This is a genomic window from Chryseobacterium sp. JJR-5R (assembly GCF_034047335.1).
Classification (GTDB): Bacteria; Bacteroidota; Bacteroidia; order Flavobacteriales; family Weeksellaceae; genus Chryseobacterium.
Map to the genome: position 1 here is coordinate 469,861 of NZ_CP139137.1, position 22,971 is coordinate 492,831.

21 protein-coding genes and 1 riboswitch are annotated in these 22,971 nt (G+C 40.3%); of the genes, 16 read left to right on the forward strand and 5 right to left on the reverse strand.

Translation table 11 applies throughout. The features are described 5' to 3' along the window. Positions 1–70: 70 nt before the first annotated feature. Positions 71–1,693 (reverse strand): ABC-F family ATP-binding cassette domain-containing protein, encoded by a 1,623-nt coding sequence (locus tag SD427_RS02255; RefSeq protein WP_320559689.1) that lies wholly within the window; start codon positions 1,691–1,693, stop codon positions 71–73. Positions 1,694–1,809: 116 nt separating this feature from the next. Here SD427_RS02255 and smpB point away from each other — a divergent pair, with 116 nt between their 5' ends. From smpB to SD427_RS02285, 6 genes are all read left to right on the forward strand, one after another. Further along, positions 1,810–2,268, forward strand: a complete 459-nt coding sequence (gene smpB / locus SD427_RS02260; RefSeq protein ID WP_320559690.1) for an SsrA-binding protein SmpB — start codon at positions 1,810–1,812, stop codon at positions 2,266–2,268. Positions 2,269–2,345: 77 nt separating this feature from the next. Further along, positions 2,346–3,830 (forward strand): OmpA family protein, encoded by a 1,485-nt coding sequence (locus tag SD427_RS02265; protein WP_320559691.1) that lies wholly within the window; start codon positions 2,346–2,348, stop codon positions 3,828–3,830. A 93-nt stretch (positions 3,831–3,923) separates the two neighbouring features. Then, the gene (locus tag SD427_RS02270; RefSeq protein WP_320559692.1) at positions 3,924–4,664 is read left to right on the forward strand and encodes a YebC/PmpR family DNA-binding transcriptional regulator; all 741 of its coding nucleotides are present in this window, start codon (positions 3,924–3,926) and stop codon (positions 4,662–4,664) included. A gap of 57 nt (positions 4,665–4,721) precedes the next feature. Beyond that, positions 4,722–5,549, forward strand: a complete 828-nt coding sequence (locus SD427_RS02275) for a UDP-2,3-diacylglucosamine diphosphatase (RefSeq protein ID WP_320559693.1) — start codon at positions 4,722–4,724, stop codon at positions 5,547–5,549. Beyond that, complete coding sequence (locus tag SD427_RS02280) at positions 5,546–6,517, forward strand: glycosyltransferase family protein (protein ID WP_320559694.1); 972 nt, start codon at positions 5,546–5,548, stop codon at positions 6,515–6,517. The genes SD427_RS02275 and SD427_RS02280 overlap by 4 nt, the downstream gene beginning before the upstream one ends. Before the next feature lie 118 nt (positions 6,518–6,635). Beyond that, entirely contained in the window at positions 6,636–6,884 is a 249-nt protein-coding gene (locus SD427_RS02285; protein ID WP_320559695.1) for a hypothetical protein, read from the forward strand. On the opposite strand, the gene SD427_RS02290 is transcribed toward SD427_RS02285, so the two are convergent. Beyond that, the gene (locus SD427_RS02290) at positions 6,885–7,175 is read right to left on the reverse strand and encodes a GNAT family N-acetyltransferase (protein ID WP_320559696.1); all 291 of its coding nucleotides are present in this window, start codon (positions 7,173–7,175) and stop codon (positions 6,885–6,887) included. 154 nt (positions 7,176–7,329) lie between these two features. Continuing rightward, the gene (locus SD427_RS02295; RefSeq protein WP_320559697.1) at positions 7,330–8,079 is read right to left on the reverse strand and encodes an RDD family protein; all 750 of its coding nucleotides are present in this window, start codon (positions 8,077–8,079) and stop codon (positions 7,330–7,332) included. A 26-nt stretch (positions 8,080–8,105) separates the two neighbouring features. Here SD427_RS02295 and SD427_RS02300 point away from each other — a divergent pair, with 26 nt between their 5' ends. The 8 genes from SD427_RS02300 to SD427_RS02335 all read left to right on the forward strand — a co-directional run bounded on the left by SD427_RS02300 (position 8,106) and on the right by SD427_RS02335 (position 15,462). Beyond that, positions 8,106–9,089 carry a stage II sporulation protein M gene (locus SD427_RS02300; RefSeq protein ID WP_320559698.1) on the forward strand — a complete coding sequence of 328 codons (984 nt, stop codon included), beginning with the start codon at positions 8,106–8,108 and terminating at the stop codon, positions 9,087–9,089. Next, positions 9,076–10,035 carry a DUF4013 domain-containing protein gene (locus SD427_RS02305; RefSeq protein ID WP_320559699.1) on the forward strand — a complete coding sequence of 320 codons (960 nt, stop codon included), beginning with the start codon at positions 9,076–9,078 and terminating at the stop codon, positions 10,033–10,035. Before SD427_RS02300 ends, SD427_RS02305 begins: the two co-directional genes overlap by 14 nt. Beyond that, the gene (locus SD427_RS02310; RefSeq protein WP_320559700.1) at positions 10,028–10,825 is read left to right on the forward strand and encodes a DUF4129 domain-containing protein; all 798 of its coding nucleotides are present in this window, start codon (positions 10,028–10,030) and stop codon (positions 10,823–10,825) included. Before SD427_RS02305 ends, SD427_RS02310 begins: the two co-directional genes overlap by 8 nt. Before the next feature lie 12 nt (positions 10,826–10,837). Continuing rightward, on the forward strand, positions 10,838–11,992 hold the full coding sequence (locus SD427_RS02315) for a hypothetical protein (protein ID WP_320559701.1): 1,155 nt from the start codon (positions 10,838–10,840) through the stop codon (positions 11,990–11,992). A gap of 91 nt (positions 11,993–12,083) precedes the next feature. Beyond that, positions 12,084–13,115 (forward strand): MoxR family ATPase, encoded by a 1,032-nt coding sequence (locus tag SD427_RS02320; protein WP_320559702.1) that lies wholly within the window; start codon positions 12,084–12,086, stop codon positions 13,113–13,115. A gap of 75 nt (positions 13,116–13,190) precedes the next feature. Next, the gene (locus SD427_RS02325) at positions 13,191–14,513 is read left to right on the forward strand and encodes a DUF58 domain-containing protein (protein ID WP_320559703.1); all 1,323 of its coding nucleotides are present in this window, start codon (positions 13,191–13,193) and stop codon (positions 14,511–14,513) included. Positions 14,514–14,520: 7 nt separating this feature from the next. Beyond that, positions 14,521–15,018: a YegJ family protein gene (locus SD427_RS02330; RefSeq protein ID WP_320559704.1), complete on the forward strand. Its 498-nt coding sequence runs from the start codon at positions 14,521–14,523 to the stop codon at positions 15,016–15,018. 18 nt (positions 15,019–15,036) lie between these two features. Then, positions 15,037–15,462: an OsmC family protein gene (locus SD427_RS02335; protein WP_320559705.1), complete on the forward strand. Its 426-nt coding sequence runs from the start codon at positions 15,037–15,039 to the stop codon at positions 15,460–15,462. Positions 15,463–15,540: 78 nt separating this feature from the next. Here the strand turns inward: SD427_RS02335 and SD427_RS02340 are convergent, their stop codons facing one another. Beyond that, positions 15,541–17,217 (reverse strand): T9SS type A sorting domain-containing protein, encoded by a 1,677-nt coding sequence (locus SD427_RS02340; protein WP_320559706.1) that lies wholly within the window; start codon positions 17,215–17,217, stop codon positions 15,541–15,543. A 237-nt stretch (positions 17,218–17,454) separates the two neighbouring features. Next, positions 17,455–20,070, reverse strand: coding sequence for an MGH1-like glycoside hydrolase domain-containing protein (locus SD427_RS02345; protein WP_320559707.1), 2,616 nt, complete (start codon positions 20,068–20,070; stop codon positions 17,455–17,457). A 189-nt stretch (positions 20,071–20,259) separates the two neighbouring features. Further along, a riboswitch (SAM riboswitch) is annotated at positions 20,260–20,368 on the forward strand. Positions 20,369–20,433: 65 nt separating this feature from the next. Between SD427_RS02345 and SD427_RS02350 the strand changes: the two genes are divergently transcribed. Beyond that, positions 20,434–21,378: an alpha/beta fold hydrolase gene (locus SD427_RS02350; RefSeq protein WP_320559708.1), complete on the forward strand. Its 945-nt coding sequence runs from the start codon at positions 20,434–20,436 to the stop codon at positions 21,376–21,378. After that, the gene (locus SD427_RS02355; protein ID WP_320559709.1) at positions 21,375–22,916 is read left to right on the forward strand and encodes an ACT domain-containing protein; all 1,542 of its coding nucleotides are present in this window, start codon (positions 21,375–21,377) and stop codon (positions 22,914–22,916) included. The genes SD427_RS02350 and SD427_RS02355 overlap by 4 nt, the downstream gene beginning before the upstream one ends. Positions 22,917–22,971: the final 55 nt, after the last annotated feature.

The window sequence follows — 22,971 nt, forward strand, 5'->3', positions numbered from 1 at the left end:
ACTCATTCAAATAAAAATCCTCAGGCTAAACCTTAGCCTGAGGATTTTTTATAATCAGTAAAATGAAGTCTTAAGAATACATTTTCTCTCTTAACTCCTTTACTTTTTTATCAGCAAGATATTCGTCGTATGACATTTCTCTGTCGATGATTCCCTGCGGAGTCAGTTCAATGATCCTGTTACAGACCGTTGAAAGCATTTCGTGGTCATGAGATGCCAACAAAAGGTTTCCTTTGAAATTAGACAGTGAGTTGTTCAATGTTGTGATACTCTCAAGGTCTAAGTGGTTGGTAGGTTCATCCAGTAAAAGAACATTGGCTTTCTGCAGCATCATCCGGCTGAACATACATCTCATCTTTTCACCTCCTGAAAGCACTTTACATGATTTCAGTGCTTCATCACCTGAAAAAAGCATTCTTCCCAGGAATCCTCTCATGAATTCTTCGTGACGTTCCTCATCATTCTTAGTGAACTGTCTCAGCCAGTCTACCAGGCTGATGTCTTCCTGGAAGAATTTTGTATTGTCCAAAGGCATGTGAGACTGGTTGGTAGTAACACCCCAGGCAACACTCCCTTTATCCGCTTCCGTATTTCCGGCTAAAATTTCAAAGAATTCCGTAATTGCCAGTGAGTTCTTGGAAAGGACCGCTACTTTATCCCCTTTTTTAAGGTTCAAATCAATATTTGAGAATAATAATTCGCCGTCTTTCGTTTTTTCAAGGCCTTTTGCATCCAGGATCTGGTCTCCGGCTTCTCTTTCCATTTCGAAAATAATGGCAGGGTACCTTCTTGAAGAAGGCTTGATATCATCGATGTTTAATTTATCGATCATTTTCTTTCTTGCCGTAGCCTGTTTTGCTTTGGCCACGTTTGAGCTGAACCGTGCAATGAAGTCCTGAAGCTCTTTTTTCTTCTCTTCCGCTTTTTTATTGGCCTGGGCCCTCTGTCTCGTTGCCAGCTGGGAAGCCTGATACCAGAAAGAGTAGTTACCCGTATACAGGTTCAGTTTGGCATAATCCAAATCGCCGATGTGCGTACAAACCGTATCCAGGAAGTGACGGTCGTGAGAAACCACAATTACCGTATTTTCGTAATCTGCAAGGAAATTTTCTAACCAGGCAATGGTTTCGATATCAAGGTCATTCGTAGGCTCATCCAGGATCAGTACATCGGGATTTCCGAAAAGCGCCTGGGCCAGAAGAACTTTTACTTTGTCCTGGTTTTCAAGTTCGCTCATCATCTGCCAATGCATACCGTCTTTGATGCCTACGTTAGAAAGCATGGTCTGAGCATCAGATTCTGAGTTCCAGCCACCCATTTCATCATAAATTACCCCAAGTTCACCTGCTTTGATACCGTCTTCATCAGAGAAATCCTCCTTGGCATACAAAGCGTCCATCTCTTCTTTTATTTCAAATAGTTTTGCATTTCCTCTTAAAACAGTTTCCAGAACAGTATATTGATCATATGCAAAGTGATCCTGCTCCAACACTGACATTCTTTTTCCTGGTTCTAAAGATATATGGCCTGTTGTAGGATCCTGCTTGCCTGTAAGTATTTTAAGGAATGTAGACTTGCCTGCACCATTTGCCCCGATAATCCCGTAGCAGTTCCCTTTCGTAAACATAATGTTTACTTCGTCAAAAAGAATTCTTTTCCCGAATTGTAAAGATAAGTTAGATACTGTTAACATATAGTTTTGTAAATTTGGCGCAAAAATACGAAAAGAATTTGGGTATTTCGTAATAATGTAATATTCAAGTTTTTAATGTGGGGTATTTTTTATATATTTCATAAAAGAAATTTAAGATGAAGATCGAAAAGACAGTCAGTATAGTAAACAGAAGGGCCAGATTTGAGTATGAGATTATGGAGGAGGTGGAAGCCGGGATGGTTTTAACCGGAACGGAAATAAAATCTTTACGGTCTTCAAAAGCATCGATTGCAGAATCATTCTGTCAGTTTATCGGAGGGGAACTGTACATCATCAATATGATGATTGACGAGTATAAATTAGGCACATTTTATAATCACAAAACAAAAAGGGAACGGAAATTGCTGTTGCACAAAAAAGAATTGCAGAAACTTGAAAAAAAGTTAAAGGATGCCGGAAACACAATTATTCCTCTCAAGCTGTATATCAATGACAGAGGCAAAGCAAAGGTTTTAATAGCGCTGGGAAGGGGTAAAAAACTCTTTGATAAAAGGGAAAGCATAAAAGATAGAGAAAATAAACGAACCCTCGACAGAATATTAAAGAAAAGTTAAAAATCATCTGAAAAACTTTGTTTATAAAGAAAAATTATATTTATTTTGCATTATCAATTATTTAATCATTTAATTCTATGAAAAATCTAAAATTAGGAATTTCAGCATTGGCACTTACTGTTGCTTCTACTGTGTTCGCTCAGACTACCAACAATCCGTGGTTGATCGGGGTTGGTGCTCATGCGGAAAACCACTTGGCACAGAGAGACGGTTTCAGTAATACTTTTGCTGCTAGAAATTTGACGAAGACCATGTTCAATATGAACAACTTCTCTATCACTCCGCCATTATCTAAACTTACAGTTGCAAGAAACATTGGTAAAGGTTTGGTTATTGACTGGCAGACTACCGTAGGTAATGTTGAAAACAAAAGATTCAACATGGGTAAAGAATTCATGTTAATGACAGGTCTTGGTTTCCAGGCTAAAGCTGCAGGGCTTTTATGGAATGAAGAATCTTGGTTCGATCCATATTTAAGAGTTGGTGCTAACTACCTGAGACATGATTATACATCACTTACTTTCCCTAGAGTAGACGCTAACGGAGAAACCGTAACCAACGGTGATAACGGTACTGAAAACGGTAAAGCTAACTTCTTTACAGTAGCTGCCGGTGCCGGTGTAAACTTCTGGGTAACTAAAAACTTCGGTTTAGGAGTTCAGGGAGATTACGTTTCCACTCCAGGTGACAAATCTACTGTTGCTAACTTCTGGCAGGCTTCTGCTTCCCTTAACTTCAGATTCGGGAACAGAGACAGAGATAAGGATGGTATCCTAGATAAAGATGATTTATGTCCTGATACTCCAGGTTTACCGGAATTCCAGGGATGTCCTGATACAGACGGTGACGGAGTTCCAGATAAAGATGACCAATGTCCAGATGTTGCTGGTCCGGTTGAAAATAACGGTTGTCCTTGGCCAGATACAGACGGTGACGGTGTAATCGATAAAGATGATGCTTGTCCTACAGTTGCAGGTCCTGCTGAAAACAACGGTTGTCCTTGGCCAGATACAGACGGTGACGGTATCTTAGATAAAGATGATGCTTGTCCTACGGTTCCAGGTCTTCCTGAGTACAACGGATGTCCTAAGCCTAAGAAGCAAACTGCTATTGATGTTGAAACTAAATTAGGAAGTGTATTCTTTGATTTCAACAAAGCTACAATTAAAGCTGAGTCTACTCCTGCATTAGATGCTGCTGCTGACTTGATCAAGACAGACGGAGGTAACTATCTGTTAGAAGGTAGAACCGATGCTAAAGGAGCTGAAGCTTATAACCTTAAGTTATCTAGACAAAGAGCTGCTGCAGTAGTTGCTGCTTTAGATGCAAGAGGAGTAGATGCAAATGCACTTAAATCTATCGGTGTTGGTGAAGCTAAAGCTACAGTTCCTGAAAAGGCTTCTGATGCTGAAAGACAAGTTGACAGAAAAGTAGTGGTAACTGCTATTGAAGATGCGGCTCAGTGGGAAGCTCTTAAGAAAAGAGATTACGAAGATCCAACTCCAGTAAAAGTTAAAAAAGCTCCGGCTAAGAAAAAAGCTCCGGCTAAAAGAAGAAAATAATTAAATTTTTCTAAATAATAATACCCTCAGTTTTCTGAGGGTATTTTTTTTTCGTTGACTTTTAATTAATTTTGTTGAAAATTAAAATTTAAAATGGGAAGAGCATTCGAGTATAGAAAAGCATCTAAAATGGCCAGATGGGATAAGATGGCCAAAACTTTTTCTAAAATAGGTAAAGATATCGCATTGGCTGTAAAAGCGGGTGGTCCGGATATAGAGGCAAATCCTGCATTAAGGAGATGCATCCAGAATGCAAAAGGAGCCAATATGCCGAAGGATAATGTGGAGCGGGCCATCAAAAAGGCGAGCGGTGCCGATGCAGAAAACTATGAAGAGATTACCTATGAAGGATACGGCCAGGGAGGAGTTGCATTTTTCATTGAATGCACAACAAACAATACCACCAGGACGGTAGCCAATGTAAGGGCTGTCTTCAATAAATTTGACGGCAACTTGGGAAAGAACGGTGAACTGGCATTTATTTTTGACAGAAAAGGGATTTTCACCATTGACTTGGCCCTGATTAAAATGGATTGGGAAGACTTTGAGATGGAAATGATTGACGGCGGTGCAGAAGACGTTGAAAAGGATGAAGAAGAAGTAATGATTACAACGGCGTTTGAAGATTTCGGTTCTCTTTCCCATAAACTGGATGAACTGGGTATCGAAGCAAAAAGCGCAGAGCTGCAGAGGATCCCGAACAACACAAAAGAAGTAAGCGAAGAGCAGTTTAAAGCCAATATGAAAATGCTTGATCGCTTTGAAGAAGATGATGACGTACAGAATGTGTATCATAACATGGAAATCAGCGAAGAACTGATGAACGCTTTATAAAAAATAACATGGCATTCATATACAGTTAATTTTCAATTGGTTTCTTTGTATAAAACTATGAAAAGAAACGTTGAATTAGTTGTTATCTCGGATGTCCATTTAGGAACTTATGGATGTAAGGCTAAAGAGTTACTTCGGTATCTTAATTCTATACAGCCCGAAACGTTGGTTTTGAATGGTGATATTATTGATATCTGGCAATTCAAAAAGTCTTACTTCCCTAAGCCCCATCTGAAGGTGATCAAAAAAATCCTTTCACTGGCTTCCAAAAATACAGATGTGTACTACATCACCGGAAATCACGACGAGATGTTCCGTAAGTTTACCGATTTCCAATTGGGTAAACTCAGAGTCTGCAATAAAATCTGCCTGAATATTAACGGTAAAAAAACATGGATCTTCCATGGAGATGTATTTGATGCCTCGGTTCAGCATTCCAAATGGATTGCGAAACTGGGAGGTAAAGGCTATGACCTTCTGATTGTAATCAACAACATGGTCAATTGGTTTTTAGAGAAAATGGGAAAGGAAAAATATTCATTTTCAAAAAAGATCAAGAACAATGTAAAAAAAGCAGTAAAATATATCGGTGATTTTGAACTGACCGCTTCGGAACTTGCCATTGACAATCATTACGATTATGTGGTATGCGGCCACATCCACCAGCCCCAGATCCGTGAGGTAATTAATAAAAAGGGTTCCTGTACCTATCTGAATTCCGGAGACTGGATTGAAAACCTTTCTGCCCTGGAATATCATGACAGAGAATGGAAAATCTTTTTCTATGAAGATCATAAACATTTGCTCAAAGATGAAGAGGCGGAGGAAATTCAGGATGTGGACAGTATTGAGCTCTTAAAAATGGTAACCCATTTCACAATATGAAAATCTTATATGCTTTTCAGGGAACAGGCAACGGCCATATGGCGCGTGCACAGGAAATTGTTCCCCTTCTTAAAAAACATGCCTCAGTTGATACCTTGATCAGTGGACACCAGTCCCAGCTAAAGGCTGATTTTAATGTTGATTTCAAGCACAGAGGGATCTCACTGCTTTATAACAAAACAGGAGGCCTGTCCTACACAAAAACGCTTACCGGAAACCGTTTTCTGGAAGCCGTTAAGGTCATCCGGGAAATAAGGCTCTCAGACTATGATTTGGTTATTAATGATTATGAACCCCTGACAGGCTGGGCATGTAAGCTTAATCAACATCCTATGACTGAACTGAGCCACCAGGCTTCCATGTTGTTTAAAGAAACCCCCAAACCTGAGAAGAAAGACCCTTTCGGTGAACTGGTTTTGAAATATTACGTACCGGGTACAAAAAAGATTGGTTTTCATTTTGAGAATTATCATCCGCAGATCAAAAAGCCGGTCATCAGAAAGAAAATAAGAAACCTCCGGCCTGAAAAAAGAGGTTTTTATCTCGTGTATTTGCCCAGCTTCTCAGATAAGAATATCATTAAAATTGTAAAAGAGATTCCTGTAGAATGGAAAATTTTTTCCAGGCACAGCAAGATTCAGTATAAGGAGAACAATGTTGAAATCTTTCCCATTGATGAGGTTAATTACCTGAAATATTTTGAAAGCTGTGAAGGTATCTTATGTAATGCCGGCTTTGAAACTCCTGCCGAAGCACTTTTTATGGATAAAAAATTATTTGTTATTCCGATCCACAATCAATATGAACAGGCATGCAACGCCTGTGCACTGGATAAAATGGGAATTCCGAATTCTGCCATTTTAGATCAGACAGAAATTGAAAACTGGATAGATTCTGACCTCTGTTTTAAGGTAGATTATCCTGATGATATTGAGAGCATATTATTAAATGAAGTTTTTGTACTTTAGTAATATTTATAATACCATTTTACAAATTATTTTATGGAAGTTGTATTATTTAAAAGTAAAAAATATTATATTTACTATAATAAAGCTAAAATTTTATTAACACCAAAAATTGATCAGAATGAAAAAATCAGAAATGAAAGGATTTAAAATACTTTCTAAAAATGAGCTGAAAAGTTGGTATGCGGGAGATAAAAATTCTCCATGCATTATTTCGTGTTGTGACCCGAAGCTTCCGCCATGCGGCTTTGTCAACTGCAATGGTGTGCAATGTCCGGGGGACTGGCTATACCTAAATAGAAAGCTGTTAAAAACAGAAAAGACCGTCAATAACGGTCTTTCTCAATGTATAGCGTTAGTAGATGCTTAATTAATTATTCAGAAAAACATCTTCTACATCATTCATCCTGCGCATTACAGCCCTTGCATAAGAACAGTGCGGATACACTTTATAATTGTTTTCTCTTGAAAATTTGATCGCTTCTTCAACAAGGAATTTTCCCATTCCCCGGCCTTCAAACTCCCCGTGGACCAGAACAAAAGAAATAACCAGCCTGCTGTCTTCCGGAAAAACCGTATAGGTAAGCCTTCCCACTTCTTTTATCTCATTGCTTAATGTAATGACGCCGCCGTTTCCTGATTTATTATTTTCAAATTTCATACGCTTATATTTAAGAGATTAAAATACAAAAACCACACCGCTGCGTTCTAAAAGTATGACCAAAAAGTGTGTATGACTTGGCTATTCGTTCAAAATAAAAACCGTATTGGTATTACGCAATTATGAAAAACAATATCAAAATATGGTGTTGGTATCAGCTATCCTTGCCCGTGTAATAATTGTAATCTTTGATGATTACGCCGATAAACTGTCTTTCCGTCATTTTTGCAGCATCAATTTCCACCTTCAAAATGCTTTTGATCTTATCCGAAAGCCTGCTGATGACCTGGCGGTCATCAATTTTCAATGCTTTCATATAATTATCCTTAATAATCCTCATATCATTATCGCTTAACGCAATCACCTGAGGGAAAGTAGGAATGTAGCTTTCGTGGATATTTTCTAAAATCGTATGCGAAATATTAATGTTGTTTTTTAAGGAAATCACGGCTGTTCCGGCGGCCATATCGCCCAGCCGCTGGTTGTTCTTTGAAACGACCATAGCAATCAGTCCTATAACTCCGGCAAAAGACGTGTCAATAATCCTGAACATCCAGCGGATCATATAGTCTCCCAGACCGGCCTGGTAACCGTCTATCTTTACCACACGGATTTTCATTGCTTTTTTGCCGGGCGTCTGCCCTTCCATCAGGCTTTCAAGTACAACGGGATAAATAACCGTAGGGAAAAGGAGAATGATATACACCGCCATCACAGACCACTGATCCAGCCCGCTTAGTAAATACCCGAGATCCAGCAGATTGAAAAAAATATAAAAAACCGCAATCCCGTAAGCCACTTTAATCAGAAGATCAATGATAAATGCAATCAGCCGGTCTCCCACACTGGCTGTACTGAAATTAATATTTACATTTTGTGAGGTATTAATCGCGATTTGAGACATAATTTTTATTATTTTAGCCTTACAATATGAGAGAAGTTTATTTTATTAAACAAAATAAAGAAAAATGGTTGGGAATTGAGCAGGTTATCCAGGGGAAAATCAAAAAAAAACCGGATGATCTTTCGTCATTGTACATCAACCTGGTCAATGACCTTTCTTTCGCCCAGACGTATTACCCGAAAAGCAATACAACCGTTTACCTCAACCATCTGTCTTCGCAGATATTCCAGAAAATCTATAAAACGAAACGGGTAGAGCAGAACCGGGTCCTGTATTTTTTCAGTACGGAAGTGCCCCTGTTGGTATATCAGTACAGAAGGTATTTAGGTTATGCTTTTCTCTTTTTTGTTTTGTTTACACTCATCGGCGTATTGTCTGCCATCTATGATAAAGATTTTGCTAATATTATTTTAGGCGAAGGATATGTAAACCAGACCATAGAAAATATCAAATCCGGGAATGCAGTCGGGATTTACCAGAGCGGTTCCACCTGGGGAAGCACCATTGGGATCATTTTTAACAATATAGGGGTGGGTGCCAAGCTTTATATTTACGGGATCTTCGGAGGCGTGGGAACACTGTGGGCACTTTTATCCAACAGTGTCATGCTGGGAGCCTTTCAGTATTTTTTCTACGATTACGGAGCTTTGAAGGACAGTGCGAGAGGCATCTGGCTTCACGGTGTTTTTGAAATCTTCTCAATGGTGGTGGAATCCATGTGCGGACTGATCTTAGGGGCTTCTCTTTTATTTCCCAGAACGTTTTCAAGATTCAATTCATTTAAAAACGGATTCAGGGATTCGTTTAAGATATTTTTAAGTACCATTCCGTTCACGGTCTGTGCCGGGATTATCGAAGGGTATGTAACACGGCATGCGCTGGAAATGCCGCTGTTTTTAAACCTGATTATTATCTTCGGGTCCTTAACGGCGATAGGATTTTATTATCTTCTGTATCCGTCAATCGTTAACAAAAAAATTAACAACCAGATCAGTCATGCAGTTATATAAAAAGAGAGATTTCGGGACTTTTATCAGCGACAGTTTTGCATTTTTTAAAGTATACGGCAAAAACTATTTTAAAAATTTTATCCTTCTGAACGGCTTGCTGCTGATCCTGATGGTCGTGGTCATTGTACTGGGCTTCAGGGAATTTTTCGGTGTGCTTTTCGGATCGAACATGAGTGGCGAAAGCTATTACTTTGAGCAGTATTTTACAGATAATCTCGGGCTGTTCATTACTTCCGGAATCCTGCTGTTCATCCTCTATACAGCCTTAATGACCATTAATTTCCTTTTCCCTGTTTTCTATATGAAAAGGATTGCTGAAGGAAACAAAGAAATAAGAACGGATGATATCTTAAGTGATTTTAAAACGAACCGGAAGAAGGTAATCAAGGCTTATTTTGGGCTGTCTTTCCTGGTGATGCCGGTCGCGACGGTCCTTTTCGGTTTTTCCTATTTCCTGATTATCATTCTCATCGGGATTGTGCTGATCCTTTTTGTCGGACCGACACTGTTCAACATCATTACATTCCTGTGTTACGATTATTTTAACAGGGACAGAGGCTTTTTTGAAAGCTTAAGCTATGCTGTAAGAGCCCAGTTTTCCTATCCGAACGGCAGGGAAAACGCTCCGTACTGGAAATACTGGGGTTCAACCATTGTCATGGGAATCCTCTTTTATATCGTGAGCGGAGTACTTTCGGCTGTTCCCATGATCCTGTTCATGGCAAAACTGACCACCTCTTCTCCTGATGGCGAATTCGAGCAAAACCCAATGACGGGAGGCTTTGGCATCATGATATTTTTTCTTTACGGCATTTCTTCATTGTTTTCGATGTTCCTGATGAATGTACTGTATATCAATTCGGGGCTTATGTATTATGACAACAGAACAGATCTTCATCAGAAAATGGAACTGGAAGAAATAGAAACCATCGGATTTAATGAATAAGGTTCTTGTTTTATTACTGCTTTTTTTCTCTGCCGGGCATACTTTTGCCCAGTCAGAAGATGAACCGGTGCCGATAGAAGAGGTATATATGGATTCAATAAATACAGGGCATTACAAAAACATGTACCGTGCAGATTCTATGTTGGCTGAACATCCGGTGACGCAAAATACCCTGTATCCAAAAAAATTTAAAGAAAATATACCTTCAAGATACAAAGGGAAAGATTTTGATTATGCTACCGTAAAGCCCAGGATGTCATTTTGGGAAAAGCTGATGCAGAAGGTTTATAAAATCATTGAAGCCATTTTCGGTGAGACCGTATTCAGGAAATCCGGTAATGTTGCTGGAATGCTGATCCGTCTGTTTGCCATTCTGCTGGTGGGTTTCCTGCTGTATTTCATTATCAGGTATCTTATCGGAAAGGAGGGGAATTTCCTGTTCGGGAAGAGGAATAAGAAAGTAGAGATCAGGGATGAAGAGCTGCATGAAAATATCCATGAGATTAATTTTCCTGAAAGCATCCTGCAGTTTGAAAAGTCCGGGGATTTCCGTTCGGCAGTAAGATACCAGTTCCTGTTTATCTTAAAAAAGCTGAGCGATAAAAAGCTGATTTCATGGAACCCGGAGAAAACCAACAAAGATTATGTGGCAGAACTGAAAGCGCCTCACCTGAAAGATGAATTCTATAAGCTTTCCTATATCTTTGAATATGTTTGGTACGGGGAGTTCAGCATCAATGAAGAAAGCTACCTGACATTTAAAAACCAGTATCAATCCTTTAAACCGTAATTAAACTGTATCATGAACAAAACTTTCAAAATATATGCTGTGGTATTCATCGTTGTGATGATTATTCTGGCGTTGTTTGAAGTCAATAAAACAGAGCGTACGGACTGGAGGAAAAATTTTGATATCAATCAGAAATCGCCTTTCGGATTGTTTGTTTTTGCCAACGAAATCGATGGCCTTTTTAAAAATAAAGTACAAAAGATCGACCAGACGCCTTACGATTATTACAGTCAGACTCAAAAGAAGCGGCACAATATTTTAGTGATTGAAAACGGCCTTGACAAACAGTCCTGGAACAAGGTGCTGGATCAGGTTTCCGGCGGTTCGGATGCCATGCTGATTGTCACGGATATTCCGAAAGACATTTCAGACAGCATCGGATATTATGATTCGAAGATTTCTTTTGAAGACGAAAATGTACTGAAACTTACAGATACCAAATATCAGAATGATTTTATAAGGCTGGATAAGTTTCCGTCCGGGAGAGGATTTACGTTTATCAGGCCCGGTGTGGAGGTCTTAGGCAAAACCGTTGAAGAAAATAACATGGACCAGGCTAATTTCATTAAGGTAAAGTTCGGGAAAGGCAATATATACGTCCACTGTGAGCCGCTTTTTATCACCAATTACTATCTGCTGAAGCGCGGAAGCGTATCGTATGCGCAGGATGTTTTTTCATACTTCGGCGACAGGGAAACGGTGTGGTTTGTGAAAGGCGGTTCAAAAGATTCCCGGTTTTTCCTGAGGTTTATCCTGTCAAACCCGGCACTCAAATATGCATGGTGGATATTCCTGGGCGGTTTGGTATTATTTATTTTCTTCAATGCAAAAAGAAAGCAGCGTATTGTCCCGCTGGCAGAGCCGTTAAGGAATACATCAGTAGACTTTGTGAAGAGTATCGGGAATTTATATTTACAGGAAGGTGATTTCCATGATATGATGGCTAAAAAAGCCCAGTATTTCCTGAATAAAGTTAGGATGGACCTTCTTATTGATACCGGGAAACTGGATGAAGAATTTGAAAAAAAACTCCACCTTAAAACCGGGAAACCGATGGAGATGATCAGCGAAGCGACTGGTTTTATAAAAAAAGCACTGGATCCTTACGCTTCCGTCATGAAAGAAGACCTGGCGAAAATGAACAGGCTGCTGGATCAGATCATTTAAAAAGCAACAATTTAAAAATCAAAAAATAACAATCTGACAGTATTTTGATCCGCAAATTGATCAGCGGCTGTATTGTTAAATAAATAAAAATATGGAAAATCTTGAAAACCAAAATACAGAAAATCCGGGTTCCATCAGTCTCGACAAAAAAGAACAGCAGTTTGAGTCGAGAATAGATATGATCGAACTCCGTAGAAGCCTGGACAGCGTAAAATCTGAAATCGCCAAAGTAATCGTGGGCCAGGAAAACATGGTAGAGCATCTTCTGGCGGCGCTTTTATCAAACGGCCATGTTTTAATTGAAGGTGTACCGGGTGTGGCCAAAACCATTACGGCAAAACTGCTGGCCAAAACCATAGATGTAGGGTTCAGCAGGATTCAGTTTACGCCGGACCTGATGCCTTCTGACATTTTGGGGACCTCGATTTTCAATGTAAAGAATTCGGAATTTGAGTTTAAGCAGGGCCCTGTTTTTTCCAATTTCATTCTGATCGATGAGATCAACAGGTCACCGGCAAAAACCCAGGCGGCATTGTTTGAAGTGATGGAGGAAAGACAGATTACGATGGACGGAACGCAGTATACCATGGAGGAACCATTCCTTGTTGTGGCTACACAAAACCCTATTGAACATGAAGGTACCTACAGGCTTCCTGAAGCTCAGCTGGACCGTTTCTTATTCAAAATAAATGTGGGCTACCCGACTCTTGAAAATGAAATTACCATTATCAGAAACCAGCACGAAAGTAAAAAAGAAGATAAGACAGAAGGCGTTAATAAAGTAATTACCGCACAGCAGCTGAAGAACTACCAGCATCTGGTAAAAGAAATCATTGTTGAATCCCAGCTGATTGAATACATTGCTAAGATCATTGTCAATACCCGGGAAAACCAGTTCCTGTATCTGGGGGCTTCGCCAAGAGCGAGCCTGGCGCTGCTGACCGCTTCAAAGGCATTTGCAGCCTTAAGAGGAAGGGATTTTGTAACGCCGGAAGATATTAAAGAAGCCAGTTATGCCATATTGCGGCACCGCGTAATCGTATCGCCGGAGCGGGAAATGGAAGGCTTAACCGCAGATGAAATCATCAGACAGATTTTAGAAGGAATAGAAATCCCGAGATAGATAACAGGCAGTAGGCAGCAGATTATACTTAAGAAGAGATTAAGCTTACTGCCTGTTGCTTACCGCTTATTGCCCATGAAAAACCTATACATCAATACACGCTTTTTCTTCGCACTCATCGGAGTGGGGATTTTGTATGTTTTTGCATTTTTCTTCCCGTTTCTGATGATTGCGGCACACCTCCTTTTGCTTTTATGCTTCCTGGCGGTAATGGTGGATTGCCTTTTTATTTTCAATCAGAAGGAGGGTATCCTGGCCCAGCGGATTTTACCGGAAAAGCTGTCGAACGGCGATGAAAACCCGGTAAAAATTGATATTAAAAACAATTACGGTTTTACGGTTACGGCCAGGATCATTGATGAAATACCGTTTCAGTTCCAGAAGAGGGACTTTTTAATTGAAAAACAGATTGAATCAGGAAAGAACAGTTTTTTCCAGTATATCCTGGAGCCGAAAGAACGGGGTCAATACCATTTCGGGAACCTGAATGTGTATGTTTCATCACCTTTAGCCTTTGTCTCAAAAAGATTTACATTTCAGAAAGATGCTGCCCTGCCTTCATATCCGTCATTTATTCATCTGAGGAAATATGAGCTGATGGCACTTCAGAGCGAGTTTCTGCTGGGCGGAATCAAGAAAATAAGAAAGCTGGGGCATACAATGGAATTTGAGCAGATTAAAAACTACGTTCCGGGAGACGATATCAGAACCATTAACTGGAAAGCAACTTCCAAGGCCAGCCGATTAATGGTTAACCAGTTTCAGGATGAAAAATCACAGCGGATTTTTATGCTGATCGATACCGGAAGAACCATGAAAATGCCTTTCAAAGGATTGAGCTTACTGGATTATTCCATCAATGCAACCATGGCACTGTCCCATATTATCCTGAAAAAAGGCGACCGGGCAGGAATGATGACCTTCTCTAAAAAAACAGAAAACAAAATTGCTGCGGAAAATAAATCCGGGCAGCTGAGAAAAATATCAGAAGCCCTTTATAATATTAAAACCGACTTTTTTGAAAGTGATTTCAACAGATTATATCAGGACGTAAAGTATTCCCTGAACCAGCGCAGCCTGATCCTTCTGTTTACCAATTTTGAAACACTGGACGGGCTGAACCGCCAGATGAAGTACCTCCGCGGAATTGCCAAGAATCATTTATTGGTCGTGGTGTTCTTTAAAAATTCAGAACTTCAGGAATTAATTCATAAAAACCCTGAAAGCATGCAGGAAATCTACGATGAAATTATTGCGGAAAAATTTGAATTCGAGAAAAAGCTGATCATTCAGGAACTCCGTAAATATGGGATTTACACCGTATATACGCTGCCGGAAAACCTAAGCGTTGATGTCATCAATAAATACCTGGAGATTAAAGCCAGGGGGATTTTATAATTTTGAAATGAAAAAAATAATAAATATTTGTTTTTTATCACTTCTGTTGATCAGCTGCAGTAATAAAGAACAGAAATTGAAAAGAGCGGGCGAGCCGGATGTCCTGTATGTGCAGGAATCAGATCAGGAAATGAATGCCGCTATCAAAAAGGCCAAAGAGACTTTCTCTGATTTTCAGAAGGCATTTAACAGCCGTAATCCGGATTATTCAAATTTTTGTTTAAAACAGGAATTTGATACGTCAGACGGTGGTGGTGAGCATATCTGGATAGGTGACTTACAGTTGAAAGATGATGGATATTACGGAATTGTTCAGAATACTCCGGTGGATGTGGCCAACGTCAAACTTGGTGATTCGGTCAAGGTTTCCCTTGAAAAGATGAGTGACTGGATGTATTATGACCGGAATATCGTTGAAGGCGGGTATACGGTTAAAGTGCTCAGAAATCACATGACGGATGATGAGAAAAAGGAAATGGATGTTGAAGGATTAATTTATAAATAAAAAAGAAATAGGGATACAATGAAAATAACACTTAACAGAATTAATGACGATTATTTGTTTGAATGTACCAATGCCCAGGGAAATTCTATTCTTCTGGACAATACGTCTCAGCCCGGTGCCAAAGGTGTTTCGCCGATGGAAAGTGTCCTGATGGCGGTGGCAGGATGCAGCGGTATTGACGTAGTTTCAATCCTGAAAAAGCAGCGGCAGGAAATTACAGGGTTTAAGGCGGAAGTAGAAGGGGAAAGGATTCCTGTAGATGATGCCAGGCCTTTTAAATCAATTGCGGTTAAATTCATGCTGGAGGGAAATATCGATCCTAAAAAAGCACAGAAAGCGGCACAGCTGTCTTTCGAGAAGTACTGTTCCGTTTCCAAAACATTAGAACCGAATGTGGAAATTGTTTATGAGGTTTATGTGAACGGGGAAATCATTCAGCCATAAACTTTAGTTTAAATAAAAATAAAATGCGGATCAAAATTAATTTTGATCCGCATTTTTCAATATAAATTAGTATGCTTATTATCTTTTAATCGTCTTCATGCTTTTTACAGAGCCGTCTTTCATGGTCAGCGTTAAGATATACATTCCTGATTTTACCCCTCCTAAGAATAAATCGGATGAAGGGTTTTCAACAGTTGTGACAATCACTCCTGAAAGATCTGTAATCACCGCTTTTTTCACATTTTCCGGTTTCTCAAGATGTAAAATGTCAACAAACGGATTCGGGTATGCAATTCTTTCTTTTCCTTTTGCATTGACTTCACCGGTAGCCAGCACCAAAGGCTGAAGTGTTACCGTAACTTTAAAGGTTCCGTTATCAACTTTATTATAGGATGCACTACAATCAGAACCGCCATATGTTCTCCAGGCTCTCAGTTCAAAGTTTACGGTTCCTGTAAGATCATTGGCTAAAGTAAGGCCTGTTCTGTTATAAGAATAGGTTCCCGTATTTGACCCTGACCCTGATGATACTGCAGTCTCTGTGGTACTGTTGGTGGTACATGCCAAAAGGCTTCTCTGTTCAGCCATCCAGCCGTTGCCTGCAGTGGTCATCGTGTAGGAAACATCTGTTGATTTTACCTTATATCCTGTAGGAATATCGATACTGAGGCTTCCTGCACAGTTGGTGGTAGATCCGGTGTTGACACTTGTGCTGTACATGGTATTGATGTCTCCGAGCGTATAGGTCGCTGAAATCTGCCCCGGAGTGAACTGGGTCATTGCCCAGAAACTTTGTGAAGACCCTCCGCAGTTTGATCTCACCCAGAAATAATACATTTGCCCGGTAGTTAAATTGCTCAGCGTGGCGGACGTAACTCCTGCTGCTACACTTCCTGTAGGGGTAGTGGTGGCAGTAGGCGCCGTGGCAGAAGTACTCAGGTAATATTGGTAGCCTGCAGACGGAGCGCTGGAAGGTGCTGACCAGTTTACGGTGGCTCCGTTCATGGTTGTGGACGAGGTTAAGCTTGCGGGCATGCTGCATGCATTATAAACCTCTGCAGAGAAAGCAAAAATATTAGGAATACCTCCTGTTCCTGTCTTGGTTACTGTTATGCTTTGCACAATCTTTGACTGGTTAGCGGCATCTATTGCCAAAGGAATCTGATAAAGCCTTGGGTTTGTTGAATTAGACTCTAACACATCGGTTGTTTTCTTGATTCTTCCGATCCCCTGAACCGCAAAATTGCTTCCGCCATACCAGTCGTTAATGCTTATGGCTGAAAAAGTCTGTGTGGTCGCATCAGAAAAATTAACAGTTATATCTACGGTACAGTTACCGCTTCCTCCCGTTGCAAGCATATACAGATTCGAGACCGCTTTAGGAGTGGTAAACGCTAGTGTTCCGCTGTCACCTGAATTCTCCAGTCTTAGGGAATTATTCGCGCTGTAAGAGCCCATCTGATAACTCAGTCCGGATGGCGAAGCTACTGCAGAGTTAATGACTTCGTTAACAGGAAGTCCATAGGTAAGCGGCGTACTCGACGCGGTCAGCTGAAAATCACGTGAAACAAACGCGTAACTTACACCATCCACATCACTGTTGGTGCTTACGGTAGAAGAACCTACGCCATTTGCGATAACATCAGCATTGAAACCGCTCTGAATCGGCAAGGTCTGATATTGCTGAGCATTAAAATGACTAGTAAATATTGCTGTAAGGGCTACAGCTGTAAGAGAGAGTAATTTTCTTTTCATAAACTTATATTAGATTTATTCTGCTAATATAGTTAATAAATTAATAAAATTTCAACAGAAGTTAAATTTTAATATTGAATTTTTACACAAAATACTCAAAGGATATTATTATGTTAATTATTAATAGATTTTAGCTATAGATTTATTTAGCTTAATTGAGCTGGTGAATATTGTGTGGTAGGTGAAGAAAAAGCCTCCTGATATGGAGGCTTGTATTCATACTATAAAATTTGTTCATTACAAAGTCAGTCTCGGCTTCATCAGCTTTGCAACGGTTGCCGTCCAGCCCGTCTGGTGGGAAGCACCTACACCGCGGCCATTGTCACCATGGAAATATTCAAAAAAAGTAATGTAATCTTTAAAGTTTTCATCATAATTGAATTTTGCATTCCCTCCGTTAAAAGCGCGTTGCCCTACTTCATCCTTGAGGAAGATGGAACACAGCCTGTTGCTTATATTGTGAGCCACTTCATCAAGGTTTTTATAGTCACCGCTGCCTGTAGGGAGTTCAATCTTAAGGCTGTTCCCGTAGTAAAAATGGAACCTCTGCAGGCTTTCCACAATTAAGAAATTGATAGGAAACCAGATCGGCCCTCTCCAGTTGCTGTTCCCGCCGAACATGCGGCTGTCACTTTCTGCAGGGGTATAATAGACCACATTTTCAGTTCCGTGGACCGAAAATATAAACGGATTTTCCTCATACACCTTAGACATGGCCCGGATTCCGTAGTCACTCAGAAATTCTTTCTCATCCAGCATTCTTGACAATACCTTGGAAAGCCTGTTTTTACGCAGGATGCTCATCAGGTGTTTTCTTCCCTGGCCTTCCTCTTCCCAGTGCGATACCAGCTTGGTCAGCTCAGGCTTGTTTTTAAGCACCCATTCCATTCTTTCTACGAAATTGGGCATTTTATCAAGCAGGTGATGATCTATAATTTCTACCGCAAACATCGGGATCAGACCTACGATGCTTCTGAGCTTCAGGGAAACGCTGTCGCCGTCTCCAAGCTGTAAAACATCATAAAAGAAGCCGTCTTCTTCATTCCAAAGCCCTTTTGTGCCGTCACCCAGGTTTTCCATGGCCTCGGCAATATAAAGGTAATGCTCGAAAAACTTAATCGCCATATCTTCATATACCGGATAGTATTGGGCAAGTTCCATGGCAATCCGCATCATATTCAGTGCATACATGGCCATCCAGCTGGTGCCGTCAGCCTGTTCCAGGTGCTGGCCATCCTTTAATGTCATATTCCGGTCAAAAGCCCCGATGTTATCAAGCCCGAGAAAACCGCCTCCGAAAATATTTTTCCCGCTTTTGTCCTTCCGGTTAACCCACCACGTAAAGTTAAGGAGCAGCTTCTGAAAAACTTTTTCCAGAAATAAAAGGTCCGGCTTTCCGTTCTGCTTTTCGTCAATTTTAAAAACCCTGAAACATGACCACGCATGCACAGGCGGGTTTACATCACTCAGATTCCATTCATATGCCGGAAGCTGCCCGTTGGGATGCATATACCATTCCTTCGTTAATAAAAGAAGCTGCCCTTTGGCAAATTCGGCATCGATGATTGCAAACGGTACACAGTGGAAAGCCAGGTCCCATGTTGCATACCACGGATATTCCCATTTATCGGGCATTGAAATGATATCTTTATTGTGAAGATGGTTCCATTCCGTGTTTCTTACATATTGATCAAAATCTCTCGGCGCCTCGTAATTGGGGTCTCCTTTCAGCCATTTTCCCACATTGTAATGGTAGAACTGCTTATTCCACAACAATCCTGCGAATGCCTGCCGCTGTACATTCTTTTCATCATCGCTTTCTACATCATTCTGGAGTTCTGCGTAGAATTCATCTGCTTCATCAGTCCTTTTTTTAAGTATTTTGTCGAAATCCTGAAAAGGATGGTCTGATTCATCAGGTGACAGCCTGAAATCAAATGTTTTCGAGTGGCCTGCTTTAACCGTTTCATCAATTATAAATGAGGCCTTTGTGCCTCTTTTTTCAGGATTAACGGTATTGCTCCCGTAAATAATATAGTCATTGATTCCATCCTTGAAATAAGTATTGCCGGGATAGGCTGTTCCGCTTAATTTCGGGTCATTTGTTTCATTATCACAAAAAGCACTTTCAGCATTCATGTCTCTCGAATAAAACTTCTTAACGGGAATACTGTCGTGATTGATGTTGATGCAGCCTTCATGAGAAGCATTCGTCTGCCCTTTATACGTATTGTAGCCCCATTTCCAGTTATTCCTGAACCATACGGCAGGCGCAACAACAATAGGTGCATCTTTATCGCTCCTGTTGCATACCGTTACCCGTATCAGGAAATCATGGCAGTCTGCTTTGGCATATTCAATAAAAATATCAAAATATTCATCATTGTCAAAAATTCCGGTATCAAAAAGCTCATATTCAGGCTGTTTTTTGCTGCGTCTTGCATTTTCAGCACGGATATCGTCATAAGGAAATTCATTGATGGGATATTTATACAGCATCTTCATGTAGCTGTGCGTCGGGGTATTATCCAGGTAGTAAAAGATTTCCTTGATGTCTTCCCCATGGTTTCCCTGAGGATTGCTGAGCCCGAAGAAACGCTCTTTTACGATTTTATCTTTCTTGTTCCAGAAAGAAAGGGCAAAACAGAAAATCTGCTTCGCATCGGAAATTCCTGCAATTCCCTCTTCGCCCCAGCGGTACGCATAGCTTTCTGCGTTGTTATGATTGGCGAAATTCCATGCATCGCCGTTCGGGCTGTAGTCTTCCCGTACATTTCCCCATTGGCGGTTACTTACATAGGGTCCCCAGTTTTTCCAGTTGCTGTCTTGTAATCTTTGTTTTTCTGCAATCATATTTCACCTGTTTTCCATACGAAGTTAAGTTTTTTTGATAAAAAATTCCAACTTCCTACATTTGAATTATTTGTAATATAACCTTCAAAACCCTTTACTGATAAGGGTTTATTGTATTAAATTAAATTTATATAAATATTTTAAAAATATATTCTATCTTTGCACCATTCGTTCATTAGCATATTGAAAATGTTATCAAGAAAGGTTGAGGGATTAGACCCTGTGAAACCTTAGCAACCCTTTGTGCAAGCAAAGAAGGTGCTACGTTCTACCAGATTTATTTCTGGACAGATAACTTACTGAAATTTCTTTCAGCCATTCTCATGGCATTTTCAATTGTATTATCATAAAAGTATAATAGAATTGAAAATAAAACTGAACCTTATTCATTTTTCGTACCATACCGATTCCGATAAGGAATATCCCATTCCGTTAAGCTATCAGCTTTTCGGGAAAACCCTCTTTTCAGCCCCGGTTATTTTAGTCAACCATGCGTTAACCGGAAATTCAGAGGTAGCAGGGGAGAAAGGATGGTGGAAAAACCTGATCGGCGAAAACCTTATCATTGATACCAATAAGTACACCGTTCTGTGCTTCAATATTCCCGGAAACGGATATGACGGTTTTTTATTGGATGAATATGAAGACTTTACCCCTTCGGATATAGCCAATATCTTTTTAAAGGGGCTGGAAGAATTAGGAATTAACCGATTGCATGCCATCATCGGAGGTTCTCTGGGTGGCGGAATCGGATGGGAAATGCTGGCAAAAAGCCCGGGACTGGCTGAGGTTTTTATTCCCGTTGCCTGCGATTATAAAACCCATGACTGGCTCCATGCACAATGCCTGGTCCAGAAATTTTTACTGAACCAGAATGATGAGCCTCTGCAAAAAGCAAGGATCCATGCCATGCTGTGCTACAGGACGCCCCAGTCTTTAAACAGCAGGTTTCAGAATACATACAACAACGAAAAGCAACGGCTGGAATCCGAAGACTGGCTGTTGTACCACGGAAATGCATTAAACGAGAGATTTAGTCTGAAAGCATACCGGCTGATGAACCATCTGCTGATGAACATCAATGCTCCTGAAAACAGACTGAGCAGCATAGAAGCAGATATACATATGATTGCAGTGGATACCGATCTGTTTTTTCCGGCTTCAGAGATCCGGATGTGCTGTGAGAACCTGAAAAAGAATAAAAATCGTGTGTTTTATCATGAAATACAGTCCATACACGGGCATGATGCCTTTCTGATGGAATATGAACAATTAAATACAATCATTAAAAATATTTTGCAAAGATGAAGAACAGTGCCAACGAAATAAAATTTTTAAAAAACAGGTCAATCATTAAGTTTGAAGGCGAAGATTTCCTTGGGGAAATCGGGATTGACGGAAGGATTTTCAAAGCGCTTACCCTGGCGCGGATCAGTGTCGGGGTGATCTCCCAGCAGGCCATTGAAAACGGATTGTCTATTCTGGTACAGGAAAGTGATTCTGAAAAAGCAGTCAATTGCCTGATTGACGAATTTGAGGCAGAACGGAAATCCGGAAAAGTTTCTCAGATCTACAGTATCAATAATGTATCAGTATTGGGTTTTGTTGCCGAAGATTTTAATAAAGTATTGTCGGAACTGGCCAGGAATAATGTATTCCCGTTGCTGCTTAACCAAATCGCCAGTGAGAAAAGGGTAAATATCGTGGTAACCTCTTCACAGAGCGAAAAAGCAAAAAACATCATCGAATCCGAAATTTATAAAAAACCGAAAACGGTACATCTGGCCATCATCGGTCACGGAAATGTTGGGAAAACACTGATAAAACAGGTTCTGGAATCTTCTGAAGAAATTAAAAGACGTAAAAATATCGATCTTAAGGTGGTAGCGGTAGCCAACTCAAGAAAAATAGCCTTCAGTACGAAAGGGTTCGGTAATAATTGGAATGATGAGGTGCTGACTGCTGAGACACCTTCGCATGTTGATACCCTGATCAGGTTTTCAAAAGAAAACCAGCTGGAAAACCTGATTGTGGTAGACAACACGGCAAGCACAGACTTTGTGAAAAACTACCATGCGCTGGCCGAAAACGGTTTTGACCTGGTGTCTTCCAATAAAATCTTCAACACGCTTCCGATTGAAGAATACCGCAAGCTGAGATATACCTTAAATAAAAACAACAGGCGCTACCTGTATGAAACCAATGTGGGCGCCGGCCTGCCGCTGATTGATACCATTAAGCTTTTACACCTTTCAGGGGAAAATATCACGAGGATCAAAGGCGTATTTTCAGGGACTTTAAGTTATGTATTCAATAATTTTTCTTTAAGGGACGACAAATTTTCTGTCATCATCAGTGAAGCACTGGAAAAAGGATATACCGAGCCGGACCCGAGAGAAGACCTGTCAGGAAATGATGTTGCCAGAAAGCTGCTGATTTTAGCGAGGGAGTTGGATCTTATCAATGAATTTAATGATATCAAAATCCAGAACCTGGTGCCGGAGCATTTGCTTTCCGTTTCCAAACCGGAATTTCTGACAAGGCTTGGAGAACTGGATGAAGAATACCAGAAAATCAAAGAAAACCAGGAGCCCGGGCATGTCCTTAGATATGTAGGTGACCTGCACGGAGACCTGCAGCAGGACAAAGGCGAACTGGATGTGCAGATGATTTCTGTTCCCGCAGGCTCAGCCTTAGGACAGCTGAAAGGCTCAGATTCAATCTTTGAGATTTATACCGAAAGTTACGGAGAACATCCGATTGTCATCATGGGAGCCGGAGCAGGAGCCTTGGTAACTGCCAGAGGAGTTTTCGGCGATATTTTAAGACTCAGTGAAACAAAATAAATAGATAAATGAATAATAGGTAATAATATAAAAATTTTATCATTATAATAATTTA